General features: G+C 47.6%; 11 protein-coding genes, 9 tRNA genes and 3 rRNA genes. 1 reads left to right on the top strand and 22 read right to left on the bottom strand.

Translation table 11 applies throughout. The features are described 5' to 3' along the window. Nucleotides 1-747, bottom strand: coding sequence for a YetF domain-containing protein (locus ACR8BL_RS23335; protein ID WP_434749748.1), 747 nt, complete (start codon nucleotides 745-747; stop codon nucleotides 1-3). 181 nt (nucleotides 748-928) lie between these two features. Here ACR8BL_RS23335 and ACR8BL_RS23330 point away from each other — a divergent pair, with 181 nt between their 5' ends. After that, on the top strand, nucleotides 929-1,324 hold the full coding sequence (locus ACR8BL_RS23330) for a TIGR04086 family membrane protein (RefSeq protein ID WP_434749747.1): 396 nt from the start codon (nucleotides 929-931) through the stop codon (nucleotides 1,322-1,324). A gap of 90 nt (nucleotides 1,325-1,414) precedes the next feature. Here the strand turns inward: ACR8BL_RS23330 and yajC are convergent, their stop codons facing one another. The 21 genes from yajC to ACR8BL_RS23225 all read right to left on the bottom strand — a co-directional run bounded on the left by yajC (nucleotide 1,415) and on the right by ACR8BL_RS23225 (nucleotide 17,958). Next, nucleotides 1,415-1,726 carry a preprotein translocase subunit YajC gene (yajC, locus tag ACR8BL_RS23325; protein ID WP_434749746.1) on the bottom strand — a complete coding sequence of 104 codons (312 nt, stop codon included), beginning with the start codon at nucleotides 1,724-1,726 and terminating at the stop codon, nucleotides 1,415-1,417. Nucleotides 1,727-1,793: 67 nt separating this feature from the next. Next, nucleotides 1,794-2,930, bottom strand: coding sequence for a tRNA guanosine(34) transglycosylase Tgt (gene tgt, locus ACR8BL_RS23320; protein ID WP_434749745.1), 1,137 nt, complete (start codon nucleotides 2,928-2,930; stop codon nucleotides 1,794-1,796). A gap of 33 nt (nucleotides 2,931-2,963) precedes the next feature. Beyond that, complete coding sequence (gene queA, locus ACR8BL_RS23315; RefSeq protein ID WP_434749744.1) at nucleotides 2,964-3,992, bottom strand: tRNA preQ1(34) S-adenosylmethionine ribosyltransferase-isomerase QueA; 1,029 nt, start codon at nucleotides 3,990-3,992, stop codon at nucleotides 2,964-2,966. A 33-nt stretch (nucleotides 3,993-4,025) separates the two neighbouring features. Continuing rightward, entirely contained in the window at nucleotides 4,026-6,110 is a 2,085-nt protein-coding gene (locus ACR8BL_RS23310; protein ID WP_434749743.1) for a SpoIID/LytB domain-containing protein, read from the bottom strand. 170 nt (nucleotides 6,111-6,280) lie between these two features. Beyond that, nucleotides 6,281-7,291, bottom strand: a complete 1,011-nt coding sequence (gene ruvB / locus ACR8BL_RS23305) for a Holliday junction branch migration DNA helicase RuvB (RefSeq protein WP_434749742.1) — start codon at nucleotides 7,289-7,291, stop codon at nucleotides 6,281-6,283. Between the two features lie 55 nt (nucleotides 7,292-7,346). Then, nucleotides 7,347-7,961, bottom strand: a complete 615-nt coding sequence (ruvA, locus tag ACR8BL_RS23300) for a Holliday junction branch migration protein RuvA (RefSeq protein ID WP_434749741.1) — start codon at nucleotides 7,959-7,961, stop codon at nucleotides 7,347-7,349. After that, nucleotides 7,958-8,461: a crossover junction endodeoxyribonuclease RuvC gene (gene ruvC / locus ACR8BL_RS23295; RefSeq protein WP_434749740.1), complete on the bottom strand. Its 504-nt coding sequence runs from the start codon at nucleotides 8,459-8,461 to the stop codon at nucleotides 7,958-7,960. Before ruvC ends, ruvA begins: the two co-directional genes overlap by 4 nt. A 277-nt stretch (nucleotides 8,462-8,738) precedes the next feature. Continuing rightward, entirely contained in the window at nucleotides 8,739-9,365 is a 627-nt protein-coding gene (locus ACR8BL_RS23290; RefSeq protein ID WP_434749739.1) for a BofC C-terminal domain-containing protein, read from the bottom strand. A 252-nt stretch (nucleotides 9,366-9,617) separates the two neighbouring features. After that, nucleotides 9,618-9,691, bottom strand: a tRNA-Pro gene (locus ACR8BL_RS23285). Nucleotides 9,692-9,698: 7 nt separating this feature from the next. Next, nucleotides 9,699-9,777: transfer RNA gene (locus ACR8BL_RS23280), tRNA-Leu, on the bottom strand. 15 nt (nucleotides 9,778-9,792) lie between these two features. Then, a tRNA-Arg gene (locus ACR8BL_RS23275) sits at nucleotides 9,793-9,869 on the bottom strand. A 7-nt stretch (nucleotides 9,870-9,876) separates the two neighbouring features. Continuing rightward, nucleotides 9,877-9,951, bottom strand: a tRNA-Gly gene (locus ACR8BL_RS23270). 15 nt (nucleotides 9,952-9,966) lie between these two features. Then, nucleotides 9,967-10,044 (bottom strand) — tRNA-Asp (locus ACR8BL_RS23265). A 27-nt stretch (nucleotides 10,045-10,071) separates the two neighbouring features. Continuing rightward, nucleotides 10,072-10,145 (bottom strand) — tRNA-Met (locus tag ACR8BL_RS23260). Nucleotides 10,146-10,160: 15 nt separating this feature from the next. Continuing rightward, nucleotides 10,161-10,236: transfer RNA gene (locus ACR8BL_RS23255), tRNA-Val, on the bottom strand. Between the two features lie 123 nt (nucleotides 10,237-10,359). Next, nucleotides 10,360-10,431: transfer RNA gene (locus tag ACR8BL_RS23250), tRNA-Glu, on the bottom strand. A 4-nt stretch (nucleotides 10,432-10,435) separates the two neighbouring features. Further along, nucleotides 10,436-10,511, bottom strand: a tRNA-Asn gene (locus tag ACR8BL_RS23245). 85 nt (nucleotides 10,512-10,596) lie between these two features. Then, nucleotides 10,597-10,713 (bottom strand): 5S ribosomal RNA (gene rrf, locus ACR8BL_RS23240). Between the two features lie 96 nt (nucleotides 10,714-10,809). Next, nucleotides 10,810-13,857: ribosomal RNA gene (locus ACR8BL_RS23235) — 23S ribosomal RNA — on the bottom strand. Nucleotides 13,858-14,222: 365 nt separating this feature from the next. Beyond that, a 16S ribosomal RNA gene (locus ACR8BL_RS23230) occupies nucleotides 14,223-15,778 on the bottom strand. The 16S, 23S and 5S rRNA genes sit together here with 9 tRNA genes alongside, the layout of an rRNA operon. Nucleotides 15,779-16,329: 551 nt before the next feature. Further along, nucleotides 16,330-17,958 (bottom strand): LysM peptidoglycan-binding domain-containing protein, encoded by a 1,629-nt coding sequence (locus ACR8BL_RS23225; protein WP_434749738.1) that lies wholly within the window; start codon nucleotides 17,956-17,958, stop codon nucleotides 16,330-16,332. Nucleotides 17,959-18,079 lie beyond the last annotated feature (121 nt).

Genomic DNA, 18,079 nt, shown 5'->3' with positions numbered 1-18,079 from the left:
TTATTTTTTGTCCTCCCGAGCACTGATATATAACTTGCCATTGTGGTCGATTGAACATATAAACACATTTTTGAAATCCGTAATGCCTTTTTGCTGAATTTGATTTTTCAACCAGAAACGAGTTTTCTCAATCATCTCCAGATTCTCATCCTGTACCTTCCCATCCATAATCAGCGGCACGGGTAGGCCTTCATACTTGATGCTAGGGAAGCCTTGTAATTTAATATTACCGTTTTGGCTTGATGACGAATTTCCAGAACTGGAACCGGAAGAACTGCTTCCTGAACTTTGATCCTTCGGAAACACAGTAAGCTTGCCCGTTGTCTCTAGCAACGCAAAATCCACATCTCCAATGCTATCAATATTCTGTTCCCGTAATTGCAGCAGCAGATCATCCAAGTTATAACGCTGCTTACGCATTTCATCCCGATGAAGCTTACCTTTAGAGATTAGAACCGTAGGCTTCCCATCAATCATCAAACGAAGCTTTCGGCTTTTTAAACCGACATAGGCCATACCAATCTGCATAATAATGACGGTCAGCATTGGCGCAATACCATGAGACAACGGCTTTTTAATATCCTCAATGACAAAAGCAGCCATTTCCGCAAGCATAATCGACACGACAAGATCAAACATGGACAGTTTACCGATCTCACGCTTGCCCATAACACGGATTGCGCAATATACCAGAAAATACATGAGTACGGTTCGAAATATGTGTGGGCCGATATCAGTGAAATTCATAACAGGGACCTCCTTCGAATTTCAGCATGTGGACAGATATCTGAAGTGCAATCCCTATTTTGACCTGAACCTGACATGCTCATACAGAAATAATCCGTTCATTTAATGGAAATCAGTTCATAAGTCAGAAGGCTTGACCATACACTGTAATAATTTCAAACTTGTACAAGGGGGTTGCTTCATGCAATTGATTCGCCGCTTGTTCTCATTTCGGATGTCCAATCCGATTCTGTCGGGTCTCAGTCATGCTTTTGTCTGGATGTTTATCGGCGCATTAATTCTTTCTTTCTTCCTGTGGATGAGTGGCATGCGAGAACAGGAACTCTCCACCTATACTTATGTGGTTCATGGTTTGTCACTGCTCATCGGCGGTTTCATTGCGGGCAAACGCTCTGGTGAGAAAGGATGGTATTACGGCGGAGTTACAGGCGTTGTTTACGGTCTTCTGGTGCTGCTCATCGGTTTCCTGGCACTGGACGCATCTTTTAACTGGAAGGACAGCTTACAGCTGATCAGCGCATTTATGCTTTCCGCTCTTGGCGGCATCTTTGGTGTAAACACACAGCGTTCATCGTAATTTACTCCCATAAAAAAAGAGAACCGGATCTGCTCAGATCCGATTCTCTGTTCGGGAATATGTGGGTGCATATTCTCATCATATATCCAATTATTCAGCCGTTTCACGACTTACTGCACTGCTGATGGCATTCCGGTCAAACGTAAGCTTGGTAACATCGTTAACACGCAATACCACTACGTCGTCTGTAATTTCAGCAATCGTACCGTGTAATCCACCGATCGTTACAATTTTATCGCCTTTTTTCAACTGGCCTAGCATCGCATTACGTGCCTTTTGCTTTTTGTTCTGTGGACGAATCATTAGGAAGTAGAAAATCGCTACCATCAATACCAAAGGTACGACCAACGAGAAAATTCCACCACCTGCATTAGGTGTTGTTGCAAACATTCCTTGAAACATCAAAACTCCCCCTTATCGACTATACGTACAGTTACTGCTTGTTGCACAGGCTCCGCAAAAACCTCAATTAGAAACCTCTGTCATTGTCATGCAGACCATATTGATCGAAAAATTCATCCCGGAAATCAAGCAAACGATCTTCCATTATGGCTTTGCGCACATTACGCATCAAGTTCTGTAGGAAATGAAGATTATGGATCGTTGTCAGACGCAAGCCAAACGTTTCGTCTGCTTTGATCAGATGGCGCAAGTACGCTCTGGAATAGTTGCGGCAAGTGTAGCAATCGCATTCCGGATCAAGCGGCCCAAAATCCGTTGCAAACTTGGCATTGCGAACGACCAGACGTCCCTGGCTTGTCATCGTTGTTCCGTTACGGGCAATTCGGGTCGGCAACACACAGTCAAACATGTCCACTCCACGAATCGATCCCTCAATCAATGCATCGGGTGAACCTACCCCCATCAAATAACGTGGTTTATTGGAAGGCAGCAAAGGCAGCGTATAATCCAATACACCATACATCAAATGTTTCGGCTCTCCAACACTCAGTCCACCAATAGCATACCCCGGGAAATCCATGGAAGTCAAATCAGCCGCGCTTTGACGACGGAGATCCTCATGCATGCCTCCCTGTACGATGGCAAACAATCCTTGATCATGGGGACGAGCATGACTTTCAAGACAGCGTTCCGCCCAGCGGCTTGTTCTTTCAAGTGACTTTTTAACGTATTCATATTCAGCTGGATAAGGAGGGCATTCATCAAAAGCCATCATGATATCCGATCCCAGGGCGTTCTGGATTTCCATTGCCACTTCCGGGGAAAGGAACTTTTTGTCTCCATTAAGATGGGAGCGGAAATGTACGCCCTCTTCGGTAATTTTACGCATCTCACTTAGGGAAAACACCTGAAATCCGCCACTGTCGGTCAAAATAGGCCGATCCCAGTTCATGAACTTGTGCAGACCGCCAGCCTGACGGATAATTTCATGTCCCGGTCTCAGGAACAAGTGATAGGTATTACTCAAGATAATCTGAGCATCCATTTCTTTCAGCTCTTCAGGACTCATCGTTTTTACAGTTGCTTGTGTGCCTACTGGCATAAAGGTTGGTGTTTCAATGATTCCATGGGGTGTATGTACACGTCCCAGACGCGCACCAGATTGTTTACATGTTTTGATATGTTCGTACGTAATTGCTGCCATTGGTTATAATCATCCTCTAAATTTAATCGTTTATTAATATATCAACATCGCATCGCCAAAGCTAAAGAAACGGTATTGCTCCTTGATCGCTTCCTCATACGCATGCATAATATGTTCTCGACCCGCAAGTGCACTAACGAGCATCACCAGTGTTGATTTGGGCAGGTGGAAATTCGTCAGCATTCCATCAATGATTTTGAAGGAGTATCCAGGATAGATGAAAATACTCGTCCAGCCGCTGCTTTCCTGCAACACACCATCTTCGAATTTACTGCCCACCGTCTCCAGCGTCCTGCAACTGGTCGTACCTACCGCAAAAACTTTATTGCCGCGCTGTTTGGTCTCGTTAATCAGATCGGCAGTTTCCTGTGACAAAGAATAATACTCTTCATGCATAACATGATCCTCGACTACGTCAACAGACATCGGTCTGAAAGTTCCTAGTCCAACATGAAGGGTGATAAAACCGATGTTCACACCTTTAGCACGAATCTGATCCAGCAACTCATCGGTAAAGTGTAAACCTGCTGTCGGTGCAGCGGCCGAGCCTTCGTGTTTGGCATATACCGTCTGATAACGCTCACGATCATCCAACGTCTCTTTAATATAAGGTGGCAGCGGCATTTCGCCCAAACGATCCAAAATCTCTTGAAAAATGCCGTTATACTCAAATGTTAGCGTACGTGCTCCCATCTCGCCTACTTCATTAATGACGGCCTTTAGTTCATCACTAAATACAATGACCGAACCGGCTCTCAGCTTTTTGCCCGGCTTGACCAGTGCTTCCCATTGATCACCTTCCACGTTTTTAAGCAGAAGTACCTCAGCTTTGGCTCCGGTGTCCTCTTTTGTACCAAACAGGCGGGCAGGCAATACACGTGTATCATTCAAAATCAGTGTATCCCCCGGCTCCAGAACGTTGATAATATGAGGAAAATGGTGATGGGCAACCTCACCCGTCTCTTTATTCAATGTAAGCAATCGAGAAGCCGTGCGATCCAGCAACGGTGTCTGAGCGATTAACTCTTCTGGTAATTCAAAATCATATAAGTTCACATTCATAATCAATTCATTCCTTAATGCAATAGTAGTCTTTTATTCCTTTACAATAACCGCATTTTGATAATAGTGTTTCAATATTGCCTGGTAATCATACCCTTCATCAGCCATACCTTTGGCTCCCCATTGGGATAAACCAAGCCCGTGGCCATTACCTTGACCAATAAACATAAAGGTCTGACCTTGTGTCACGGCTCTGGCTTGACCATCCGCACTCATGACAACCAGGGCACTGCTTGAAGAGGTTCCTTTGCCTGATGCAGATAATACAGATGCACCCTGCGATCCGGTCTTGCTTACTTTTTGTCCGTCAGCGCCTAATACAGTATAACTTCCGGTTCCTGCAATATCAAATAAAGTGCTTGGTAATCCGCCTAGTGCAGAACGATAGGTATCAGCATATTTGACTAGCATTGGTTGTCCGTTAGCTGTAACTTCGAGGGCTCTTCCCGAAGGTCCACGCTTGGTTACTTCAAGTGTTGAAATGGAAGATGGAACGGCTGCGGTCGTTTTGCCTTGAAGTGTCTTGACCAGTTGTGCCGAAGTAAATGGCCCTCTCACCCAAGCGTAATCATTAGATTGAGCGACTTTTGCCAATACAACAACCTCAGTTCCAGGATTGATCTTGGCAACCGGTTCAACATTGGATTGGATGAGCGGTATAGGTCTTACGTTTGTATTTGGAGCGGTTACGGTCACTTTGGAGAGACCCGCATCTGTTTTCGTCGTTAATTGTTTTACATTGTCCTCACGAACATATCCACTCACACCTGAGCTCAACAGAACATGATACCAAGTATGCAGCCCAGCCTGAGCAGACTGGTCACCCCGGCTGTTCACATTGGTAAACACGCCAGCCCCACCGTTCCAGACTTCCGAAGGATGAGCAGTTTGCCCTCCGGCGTTGGAAGAAAATACGGCTTCTACAATTTTGTCACCACTTTTGATTACTTCTCCAGCCGTTGCATCCACCGCACTCGATACTTTGTCGTTCTCGGAATTCATTCCGTTATACGCCTGACTAAGCGTTGTATCCACAACATTGGCGATCTTGAAACGCTCGCCTTGCTGAAGTGCGTAGGAACGGGCAGCAACAGCCTGCACTTTAAGTGCTTCAGCAGGCCAGGAAGAATATACTTCTGCACCAACAACCGAGTACAGATACTGTTCCAGCGGCACAACGTTAACCAAGGCTAAATCCCCATTAACGGTGCTGATCTCCATATCTCCGCGATATGTCCGCTGGGAGCGCTCCATAACTTTTATACCGTTGCCACTACCTTGCACCATCACTTTGGAATCCTTGCCTGTGATCGTATAATGTGGAGCTGTTTTAAGCGCATCCGTACTCAATCCTGCATCCTGGCGGATAATCAGACCCGCACTGTTACCTACAGGAGAAAGATTAATGCCAGCTGCACTTGCTTCCACACGCTGTTTTAATGTGGATAACTCTGCCGCAGATGTGGCTTCGCCTACCCATACCGTATAGGCTTGGCTGCTTCCATCCAACTGCAGTACCGGATACGCTGTAAATCCTGCTGACAGCAGATTTGCCTGCACTGCTTCTGCTTCCTGAAGAGAACTGTACGTGCCTGCTGACAGTCGTTCGCTTCCTGTTACAACGGGCTTCTGTCCCGCCAATTGAGCTGCGGCTGTCTTTTGCACTCGAGTGACGGCTTGCCCTGCCAGCACTGCTGTCCCATAATTGCCTGTGTACAGCTGATATAGTGTTGTGCCATTAAACGATGCTGCGAACAGCAAAGGTTTATCAGCGGTAGCTTGAAGCGATTTTGCTGCAGCTGCGGCTGTTTTAAAATCAGCAGTCTCTAATACTTTTACGCGAAATCCATCCGCACTAAAACGTGCTTGCCCAGATGAAAGAGTGACATTTGTTCCCCCGTCGGCCTGAAGAGTCCATGCCCCTGTCGATTCAAGTGTAATCAATGGTGTCGTTGATTTATATGTGCTCCCCAAATTCGCAAACAGGGCTACACGGATCAACTGTCCATCATTACCTGCCGCAAAAGCAGGCAATTGCAGACAGCCTACTGTCAACAGAGCAGCCGCCAGTACCTTCAATCGACGACTCCACTTCTTCGTGCGTATTGCTTTTCCCACAATCAGGCTCCTCTCCATGCATGTCTTTCATTTATATCGGTTAGATTCTCTTGAGATTTCAACTTCAATCTTGGCGACTTCCATTTTGGCTTATATCCAAGCTATATCTTCTTCGTCATTTATTGTCCCATAGTTCTCGTGTCCACGAGGTAAGGAGCCGAAGCAAAGCCTTACTTACCGTCCCTTGGCGGAACAGGCAAACCAAGGTGATGATAGGCCAAATCGGTTACGACTCGTCCTCTCGGCGTACGCTGAATCATACCGATCTGTAGCAGATATGGTTCATATACGTCCTCAATCGTCTGAGATTCTTCCCCAATTGTAGCCGCAATCGTATCCAGTCCAACGGGGCCTCCACGGAAGCTGTTAATCATGGATTTGAGCATCTTATGGTCGATTTCGTCTAATCCGCGTGGATCAATCTGCAGACGTTGCAATGCCTCTTCTGCCAGCACTTGCGTAATTATGCCGTCACCACGTACTTGTGCAAAATCACGTACTCGTTTCAACAAACGGTTCGCAATCCGTGGTGTACCGCGTGAACGTAGTGCTATCTCTTCCGCCGCATCCCCAACGATCTCTACACCCAGAATTTCAGTGGATCGTGAAACGATGTACGCAAGTTCATCAACGGTATAAAACTCCAGACGACTGATGACTCCAAAACGGTCACGAAGCGGAGCAGACAAAAGCCCTGCGCGCGTCGTAGCTCCAATCAATGTAAATGAAGGCAAGTCCAACCGAACGGAGCGTGCACTTGGCCCTTTGCCGATCATAATATCCAGAGCAGAGTCCTCCATCGCCGGATACATGACCTCTTCAACAGTACGATGAAGTCGATGAATCTCGTCAATAAATAGAACATCCCCTTCTTGCAGATTCGTCAGCAAAGCCGCCAGGTCACCTGGACGTTCAATTGCAGGGCCAGAAGTTGTTCTCAGGTTTACGCCGAGTTCATTAGCAATAATATTAGCGAGTGTTGTTTTGCCAAGTCCCGGAGGACCATATAACAGTACATGATCCAATGCTTCATTCCGTAACTTAGCAGCTTCAATATATATTTTAAGATTTTCCTTCACCTGATTTTGTCCAATATATTCATTTAAATATCGGGGACGAAGGCTTAATTCGACGTTCTGGTCCTCCATCATCAGGTTAGCGGATATTATCCGATCATCCATGTTTTTCCCACCTTTTTCTTGCAGGTTGCAACTCTAGTTCTACTATGAAAATAAATTATCCCGTAAATAACATCTGCAGTGCCCGCTTCATCAACACATCCACAGAATCTGCGGTTGTCACATCTTTTTTCAGCTTGAGCCATACTTTGTCCAGTTCACTATCCGTGTATCCAAGCGCCTTCAGGCCTTCTCGCGCCTCGTCCCATGCAGAACCGCTTCCAACCTCTTCGGATGGAGGTGCAAAAAGACCTGTTTCATACGCTGCTGTACCGAAACCGTCCAGTTTGTCCTTCAGATCGAGGATCATCCGCTGCGCTGTTTTCTTACCGATGCCTGGCAGTTTCGTGAGGAACGTCAGATTCTCCTGATAAATGGCTGTGACCACATGATCAGGCGTGCCTCCAGCAAGAATCCCTAATGCCACTTTTGGCCCAATACCAGATACTTCAATCAGTTTGCGGAACAAACGCTGCTCCTCTCGTGTCACAAATCCAAACAATAACATCGCATCTTCACGCACATGGTGATGGGTATATACGATAATTTCGCCTTCCTGCTTGGCAAACGCATAGGGGTTCGGGCAGAACACCCGATAACCTACCCCATGAACATCCAGCACAATATAATCACTTTCGACATGTATGAACTGTCCTCTTAAAAAATCAATCATTTTCGCAATACCTCATTCAACTTGGAATTTAGTGTATAAGAATGTGCATGACAAACAGCAACAGCCAGTGCATCTGCAACGTCATCCGGTTTAGGTACAACCTGCAGGCGAAGGAACATTTTGACCATCTCCTGCACTTGTTTTTTCTCCGCCTTGCCATATCCTACAATGGCCTGTTTGATCTGCATCGGAGTATACTCCGCAATAGGCAGACCTTTCTGGGCAGCTGCAAGGATCATAACACCTCTAGCCTGGCTGACAGACATCGCTGTTGTTACGTTCCGGTTAAAAAAGAGCTTCTCCAGTGCAACGGCATCAGGTTTATATTTATCAATCAGCTGCACAATGCCCTCATATACGTGAAGGAGTCGCTCTTCATCAGGAGTATGAGCCTCCGTCTGAATACATCCATATTGTACGGGCACAACTTTGCTCCCGATCTTATCCACAAAACCAAACCCCACAATCGCAATCCCCGGGTCAATTCCCAAAAAACGCAAAACCATCTCTCCCTTACAAAAGCGAACATATGTATCGTTCATTTCATTATAACAAAAGATAGGCCTTGCGGCAGGAAAAACTTTGTCTATGATAAACCTTGTTATATTTCGTGGACATTCCTCAAAATTCTTGTTCTATACAGACGGCTGGTTATTTTCAAAAACGAAAAAAAGGACATGCGTCCGATGTCCTTTGCTTAAAAATTTGCTCTATATGTTTTATTCAACATGTGTGCTTTATTCTACAGTGTTAAACTTATATTCCTTATCTCGTTGTTTACCCGCCATTTCGAAGCAATCGATGTCTTTCATCTACAGCAAAGTCACTAAATGTCGAGATCACACTATCATACTCATCTTTATCCTGAATACGAATACCTTCTTGCAATTGCTCCAGCACTCCTTCAGGCAGTGAGCTTTCCAGTGTACCTACATCGAGTTGAAAAAATGTGCGAATAACGTTTTCCTCAGCCGGTTTGCCCTCATACAAATTGAGATTACCGCCAGCATCGATACTAATGTATGCTTGTTGTTTACATATCGGTGAAAGATCATTTACGCTTTGACTCAGAAGTAAGGTATCCGATGAAGTAACCTTTGCCTCCCATTCCGGATGTTGAGCAAGTAGTGTTTTTAATTGGGGGATATCCATTCTGCCCAATTGCTCAGACTCCACACCGCAAATATATTCGGTTTGCAGAACAACACGTATTAACTGACTCCCCTCAGTTTCAAGCTGTTCTATAAGCACCTGAATCTCCTGTTCAGATCGTTTCTCCTGTTTGACCGTGCTCATAACACTTACGGCTTCTCCAAAATTGGTTGTTAATAAACGTTCAACTGCTGCAGAGATCGACAAACCTTGGTATGCCAATAATGTAACCGCGCATATAGCGACAGTCATCCACAATGTTCGTTTCCATCTCCGCCATCGTTTCCTTAATTGTTTTTTGAAGCTGAACCTGTTCACATAGACCCCTTCAATCACTTTTTTAAACCTATTGTGACCGATTGGATAAACCTTTATGCAAACCCACTCTGATTGTACCGATAAAAGCCTTGAGCGATGAATAACAATAATGCAGAACCCCGAATTGTATGCAGCTTTTATTTAAAACAAAAAAACACTATCTGATCAGATAGTGTTTTTTAGGAATCGGGATGACACGATTTGAACATGCGACCCCCTGGTCCCAAACCAGGTGCTCTACCAAGCTGAGCTACATCCCGTTATAAATACCGGCGAGAGGACTCGAACCTCCACGGTTTCCCACTCGATTTTGAGTCGAGCGCGTCTGCCATTCCGCCACGCCGGCAAACTATTAAAATAATGGCGCGCCCTGAGAGATTCGAACTCCCGGCCTTTTGATTCGTAGTCAAACGCTCTATCCAGCTGAGCTAAGGGCGCAAAATATTGGAGCGGAAGACGGGAATCGAACCCGCGACCCTCGCCTTGGCAAGGCGATGCTCTACCGCTGAGCCACTTCCGCAAAAAAATGTAAAGATGGCGGAACCGACGGGATTCGAACCCGCGATCTCCTGCGTGACAGGCAGGCATGTTAGGCCAACTACACCACGGTTCCAAAACACTTTCGCTTAGGAAAGTTTAATTGCGGGGGCAGGATTTGAACCTGCGGCCTTCGGGTTATGAGCCCGACGAGCTACCGGGCTGCTCCACCCCGCGTCATTAAAATATATATGGTGGAGGCTGAGGGGATCGAACCCCCGACCCTCTGCTTGTAAGGCAGATGCTCTCCCAGCTGAGCTAAGCCTCCATAATTATAACCCGTAGGGTATACTCTCACTTCGTTCGAGACTGCGAAGCAGCTGCTAACGATGTTGATCCTCCGACGAACCTTTGGGATTCTCATCCCACTCTTTAGTTATTAAAATAACTATGACCCGTAGGGGATTCGAACCCCTGTTACCTCCGTGAAAGGGAGGTGTCTTAACCCCTTGACCAACGGGCCTTAATGGCTCCCCGAACAGGACTCGAACCTGTGACAACTCGATTAACAGTCGAGTGCTCTACCAACTGAGCTATCAGGGAATAATTAAACATTTGCAATGCAAATGCAATTCATCGTACAACGTTCACATGCAGAGCTTGTTTTCTATGTATGATGAAAGAGTTCGCTTGGCGGCGTCCTACTCTCCCAGGACCCTGCGGTCCAAGTACCATCGGCGCTAGAGGGCTTAACGGTCGTGTTCGGGATGGGTACGTGTGGAACCCCTCCGCCATCGCCACCAAACGCGATTGGATCGAAGCATAGCTTCTTCCATTCATCAGAGTGTTGTTCTCTGAAAACTAGATTCGAAACGAAACTTACGCAAACTCAAACGTGCTATTGGATAAGCCCTCGACCGATTAGTACTGGTCAGCTCCATGCATTGCTGCACTTCCACCCCCAGCCTATCTACCTCGTCGTCTTCAAGGGGTCTTACATACTGGGAAATCTCATCTTGAGGGGGGCTTCACGCTTAGATGCTTTCAGCGCTTATCCCGTCCGTACATAGCTACCCAGCGGTGCTCCTGGCGGAACAACTGGTACACCAGCGGTACGTCCATCCCGGTCCTCTCGTACTAAGGACAGCTCCTCTCAAATTTCCTACGCCCACGACAGATAGGGACCGAACTGTCTCACGACGTTCTGAACCCAGCTCGCGTACCGCTTTAATGGGCGAACAGCCCAACCCTTGGGACCTACTTCAGCCCCAGGATGCGATGAGCCGACATCGAGGTGCCAAACCTCCCCGTCGATGTGGACTCTTGGGGGAGATAAGCCTGTTATCCCCAGGGTAGCTTTTATCCGTTGAGCGATGGCCCTTCCATGCGGTACCACCGGATCACTAAGCCCGACTTTCGTCCCTGCTCGACTTGTTGGTCTCGCAGTCAAGCTCCCTTATGCCTTTGCACTCTTCGAATGATTTCCAACCATTCTGAGGGAACCTTTGGGCGCCTCCGTTACTCTTTAGGAGGCGACCGCCCCAGTCAAACTGCCCACCTGACACTGTCCCCGTACCCGATGAGGGTACCAGGTTAGAACCTAGATACGATCAGGGTGGTATCCCAACGGTGCCTCCACACAAGCTGGCGCTCATGCTTCTAAGGCTCCCACCTATCCTGTACAGATCGTACCCAAATTCAATATCAAGCTGCAGTAAAGCTCCATGGGGTCTTTCCGTCTTGTCGCGGGTAACCTGCATCTTCACAGGTATTAAAATTTCACCGGATCTCTCGTTGAGACAGCGCCCAAGTCGTTACGCCATTCGTGCGGGTCAGAATTTACCTGACAAGGAATTTCGCTACCTTAGGACCGTTATAGTTACGGCCGCCGTTTACTGGGGCTTCGGTTCACAGCTTCGGATTACTCCTAACCACTCCCCTTAACCTTCCAGCACCGGGCAGGCGTCAGCCCGTATACTTCGCCTTACGGCTTCGCACAGACCTGTGTTTTTGCTAAACAGTCGCTTGGGCCTTTTCACTGCGGCCCCCTCGTGCTATTCACACTACCGGGGCACCCCTTCTCCCGAAGTTACGGGGTCATTTTGCCGAGTTCCTTAACGAGAGTTCTTCCGCGCGCCTTAGAATTCTCTTCTCGCCTACCTGTGTCGGTTTGCGGTACGGGCACCTTCATCTGGCTAGAGGCTTTTCTTGGCAGTGTGAGATCATGACCTTCGCTACTGTAATTTTCGCTCCCCATCACAGCTCAGCCTTACGATGTGCGGATTTGCCTACACATCAGCCTTACTGCTTAGACGGACATCCATCAGTCCGCGTCACTACCCTACTGCGTCCCCCCATTGCTCGTAACGATTTACGGTGGTACAGGAATTTCGACCTGTTGTCCTTCGACTACGCCTTTCGGCCTCGCCTTAGGTCCCGACTTACCCTGAGCGGACGAGCCTTCCTCAGGAACCCTTAGGCTTTCGGCGGATCAGATTCTCACTGATCTTTTCGTTACTCATACCGGCATTCTCACTTGTATAATGTCCAGCGCTCCTTACGGTACACCTTCAACCCTTATACAACGCTCCCCTACCCCTGGATCGACTTCACTCCAGCTTCGAAGTCCTGTGTTTATCCCCTGAGAAACATTTGGTCTTCCAAGATTACAACCCTTGTCTGACAAAAATGTCCTTGTGGTAAACACCGCCTCAAAGAAGCAGTGAAGTCGATCCAAGCCATAGCTTCGGTGGTGTGTTTAGCCCCGTTACATTTTCGGCGCAGAGTCACTCGACCAGTGAGCTATTACGCACTCTTTCAATGGTGGCTGCTTCTAAGCCAACATCCTGGTTGTCTGTGCAACTCCACATCCTTTCCCACTTAACACACACTTGGGGACCTTAGCTGATGGTCTGGGCTGTTTCCCTTTTGACAATGGATCTTAGCACTCACTGTCTGACTCCCGGAAGTAAGTCTATGGCATTCGGAGTTTGACTGAGCTTGGTAACCCTTGCGGGCCCCGCACCCAATCAGTGCTCTACCTCCACGACTCTGTTTTCCGAGGCTAGCCCTAAAGCTATTTCGGGGAGAACCAGCTATCTCCGAGTTCGATTGGAATTTCTCCGCTACCCCCACCTCATCCCCGCATTTTTCAACATGCGTGGGTTCGGGCCTCCAGTGCGTGTTACCGCACCTTCACCCTGGACAGGGGTAGATCACCCGGTTTCGGGTCTACGTCCACGTACTATGGCGCCCTATTCAGACTCGCTTTCGCTGCGGCTCCGGCTCTTCACCTTAACCTTGCACGGGAACGTAACTCGCCGGTTCATTCTACAAAAGGCACGCCATCACCCCTAAAACGGGCTCTGACTTTTTGTAAGCACACGGTTTCAGGTTCTATTTCACTCCCCTTCCGGGGTGCTTTTCACCTTTCCCTCACGGTACTGCTTCACTATCGGTCGCTAGGAAGTATTTAGCCTTGGCAGATGGTCCTGCCGGATTCATACGGGGTTTCACGTGCCCCGCACTACTCGGGATCCGTCTCGGAGGGAACCAACTTTCAACTACAGGGCTTTTACCTTCTTTGGCGGGCCTTTCCAGACCTCTTCGCTTAACCGGTTCCTTTGTAACTCCATGTGAGACGTCCCACAACCCCAAAGAGCAAGCTCCTTGGTTTGGGCTTCTCCGCGTTCGCTCGCCGCTACTGACGGAATCACTATTGTTTTCTCTTCCTCAAGGTACTTAGATGTTTCAGTTCCCTTGGTATGCCTCTGCACAACCTATGTATTCAGTTGTGAGTAACTGGATATTACCCCAGCTGGGTTTCCCCATTCGGACATCCCCGGATCAAAGCTTGCTTACAGCTCCCCGAGGCAGTTTCGTTGTTCGCCACGTCCTTCATCGGCTCCTAGCGCCTAGGCATCCTCCGTGTGCTCTTAGTAGCTTAACCATGACGCTCGTGTTCGAGCTGTCGCTCCGCTTGGTTTGCTTGCGCAAATCCAAAAGTCGCTCCATTTCGATCACTCGCTCCAGCAATCTACCTTATAAACACTTCACTTGTTTACACAAGTTCAGCTTAAAGGAATGTTCTAATTCGCGTTTGTTTCGTTTCGATATCTAGTTTTCAAAGAACAAATCGTTTCATTCGGGCCGTTCACAAGAAGTGTCGGTCGAATAAACGAAAAGTGTTGAGAGTTTGAGCTCTCAAAACTGAGCAACGAGTGAGTTGAAAGCTTTACGAAGTAAAGCTCGCTTCGGAAGCATACTTCCTGAAGACTTTTTGAATGTTTCCACGCGGGAAACGATTCTCCATAGAAAGGAGGTGATCCAGCCGCACCTTCCGATACGGCTACCTTGTTACGACTTCACCCCAATCATCTATCCCACCTTCGGCGGCTGGCTCCTTGCGGTTACCCCACCGACTTCGGGTGTTATAAACTCTCGTGGTGTGACGGGCGGTGTGTACAAGACCCGGGAACGTATTCACCGCGGCATGCTGATCCGCGATTACTAGCAATTCCGACTTCATGCAGGCGAGTTGCAGCCTGCAATCCGAACTGAGACCGGCTTTGTTGGGATTGGCTCCATCTCGCGATTTCGCTGCCCGTTGTACCGGCCATTGTAGTACGTGTGTAGCCCAGGTCATAAGGGGCATGATGATTTGACGTCATCCCCACCTTCCTCCGGTTTGTCACCGGCAGTCTATCTAGAGTGCCCACCCGAAGTGCTGGCAACTAAATATAAGGGTTGCGCTCGTTGCGGGACTTAACCCAACATCTCACGACACGAGCTGACGACAACCATGCACCACCTGTCTCAACTTTCCCCGAAGGGCACCTGATGCATCTCTGCTTCGTTAGTTGGATGTCAAGACCTGGTAAGGTTCTTCGCGTTGCTTCGAATTAAACCACATACTCCACTGCTTGTGCGGGTCCCCGTCAATTCCTTTGAGTTTCAGTCTTGCGACCGTACTCCCCAGGCGGAGTGCTTAATGTGTTAACTTCGGCACCAAGGGTATCGAAACCCCTAACACCTAGCACTCATCGTTTACGGCGTGGACTACCAGGGTATCTAATCCTGTTTGCTCCCCACGCTTTCGCGCCTCAGCGTCAGTTACAGCCCAGAGAGTCGCCTTCGCCACTGGTGTTCCTCCACATATCTACGCATTTCACCGCTACACGTGGAATTCCACTCTCCTCTTCTGCACTCAAGTCACGCAGTTTCCAGTGCGATCCGGGGTTGAGCCCCGGGATTAAACACCAGACTTACATGACCGCCTGCGCGCGCTTTACGCCCAATAATTCCGGACAACGCTTGCCCCCTACGTATTACCGCGGCTGCTGGCACGTAGTTAGCCGGGGCTTTCTTCTCAGGTACCGTCACCTTGAGAGCAGTTACTCTCCCAAGCGTTCTTCCCTGGCAACAGAGCTTTACGATCCGAAAACCTTCATCACTCACGCGGCATTGCTCCGTCAGGCTTTCGCCCATTGCGGAAGATTCCCTACTGCTGCCTCCCGTAGGAGTCTGGGCCGTGTCTCAGTCCCAGTGTGGCCGATCACCCTCTCAGGTCGGCTACGCATCGTCGCCTTGGTGAGCCGTTACCTCACCAACTAGCTAATGCGCCGCAGGCCCATCCCCAAGTGACAGATTGCTCCGTCTTTCCAGTTTCCTTCAGGCGAAGAAAACAAGTATTCGGTATTAGCTACCGTTTCCGGTAGTTGTCCCAAGCTTGAGGGCAGGTTGCCTACGTGTTACTCACCCGTCCGCCGCTAACCGTCCGAGAAGCAAGCTTCTCTTCAAGTCCGCTCGACTTGCATGTATTAGGCATGCCGCCAGCGTTCGTCCTGAGCCAGGATCAAACTCTCCAATGAAGATGAATTGGTCAGCGTCGTTAAACGCTGTCAAACTCATCGAGGTATTGAAAAGAGCGATAAGCTCATTTTGAATCTGACGAGATTAAAAATCTCATTTTTGCTCCAGTCGATCCAAGCCAAGGCTCGTTTCAAACTTTCGCGTTCATTCTGCAAGCAGAATGTTCACTCACTCGTTGTTCAGTTTTCAAAGATCAAACTTGTTTTTCTTCGCCAGCCCTGTGTTTCAGCGGCGACTTAAATAATGTATCATATCGCCAAATTTAATGCAAGTTTTTTTTAACAATAGTTCTAACTCCTCTTAAACTTTGCATATACACTTCACTTTCAAGCTTGTAGCAAGGTAAAAATAAAACGTATACATATTGTAACATACCTTTGAAAAGGCTTTCAAACATTATCACAGATATTTTGGTTTATCCACAAACTCCATCGTTTTGAGCATATCATTACATTCTTGTGATACACATACAAAAGTGAAAAGATCAGTTCCTAAGTATAGCAGAACTGATCTTTTCACAGAACTCTCAATAAATTTCTGTTAAAAACCCTTAATGTTGAATCCAGGGGTTACGACGTTTTTTAACAGGTTTCCGTGAATTAGATGAAGCCGAGTTTTCTCTGGAAGGTTTTCCAGAGACAGAAACCTTCGATTTATTTTTTGCAGTTGACTTATTTGTTCTCCGTTTTGTCGTTCCATTTTTAGCCGGAGTTGGTTTCGCCTCAGATTCAGCACCAGCTTCTTCGAATGCTGCCTGACTTAAGTTCGCATTGTCACGTCCTCCCTTTTTCCCACTATTGTCACTTTGGACTTGAGAAGGGTACATCTCCCCAAAAGCACCAAGTGGAGATGGAGGAACCATATTCTGAGCAGGATACGGATTTTGATAAGCATATTCCATCGGGTGATTCGGCATAACAGATGTGGACATTTCAGGAGGCATACCATTCGGATGACCATACATGCCCCAAACCGGTTCCTGATAACCATACGCAGGATAAGTATACTGAGGTGCATGTGTATGTGATCCACATCCGCATGGAGGGTACGGAAGCATCGAGTACGGAGACATCAATGGCGGCTGATGATTCATTTGGTTCTTTGCAGCTACAATACTCGGGAAAGGACTGTTCACCTGACCAGCTGGTGAAATTGGAAATGCATTATTCGCCATGTCTGGAGATACATTAGGCAAATTAGGCATGACATTATTGTGATTATAAGACTGTTCCGCTCCTGTCCACGGGCTGTTAGGCATATCCCCCATACTATAAGCACCAACATCCTGAACACCAGGGAACGGAGAGTTATTCGCCACTCCTGCGGTATACATGTTGTTTTGCTGCACAGCATACACCTCTTGTGCTGGCACCGGGACTTGCATATAAGGATGTTCTATCGGAGCATGGAGCATTTTTTGACCACAACCACAAGGAGCTTTAGTCACTGGTGCAGTATTCACAGGCGGCTCCATGTTAGGCATTACCGGTAAAGGCATCATATCAGGTGAGAGATTAGGCAAGGGAGATTTGTTAGCCTCGATCGCAGGTTTAACTTGAACCTCGGGCTTCATCTCCTCTTTTTTCTCCATTTTCTTCTCGGGTTTCATTTCAGGCATTTCCGGCAATTGCGGCAAAACCTCCAATTCAGGCATTACATTAGGCATAACCGGAGCAACAGGCGCAGGAGCTGGTACAGGGACTGGCTTTTCAACTGCCTGAGGTGGGGGAGATGGTACTACAGGTGCCGTTTCTTCTTTTACGCCTGTGTACTCTTTGCCTTCAGGTGATAATTTTTCTTGCGCACCAATATTGCCAATGTTGGTATTCACAGCCTGATTCCCTTGTGTATGCATGGAAGGAATGTAGACGGTCTCCCCTACCAGAAGAGCATTTGGGTTTTTCAATTGTGGATTAGCATTGATCATGTCTTTTAACGGAACACCCCAGGCTTGTGACAACTTCCATAACGAATCGCCTTGTACTACCTTGTGACTGTGCAGCACACCCTCTGGCTTTGGTGTTACTGGCTGTGCGGGAATTTTGACCTTCATTCCAATGTCCAGCTTGTCGGGATCTGCAATTTGTGGATTGGCCGCAATTAATTTGTCCAGCGCTACATTGTATTTTTGGGATAACAGATATAATGTATCGCCTTTTTTCACCATGTGTATTTTCACAGGGAACTAACCTCCTAGACGTCATACTTGGGCAGTACATTCGCCCATACCGTTACTACATCCTATGCAGCAACCGGGCTAATGACATCATTTGAACAAAAAAAATCCTCCCGTCTTCTAA

Source organism: Paenibacillus amylolyticus (assembly GCF_051136285.1).
GTDB classification, from domain to species: domain Bacteria; phylum Bacillota; class Bacilli; order Paenibacillales; family Paenibacillaceae; genus Paenibacillus; species Paenibacillus amylolyticus_F.
Note: the sequence above shows the minus strand (reverse complement) of the source record. Positions and strands in the feature narration are given on the sequence as shown.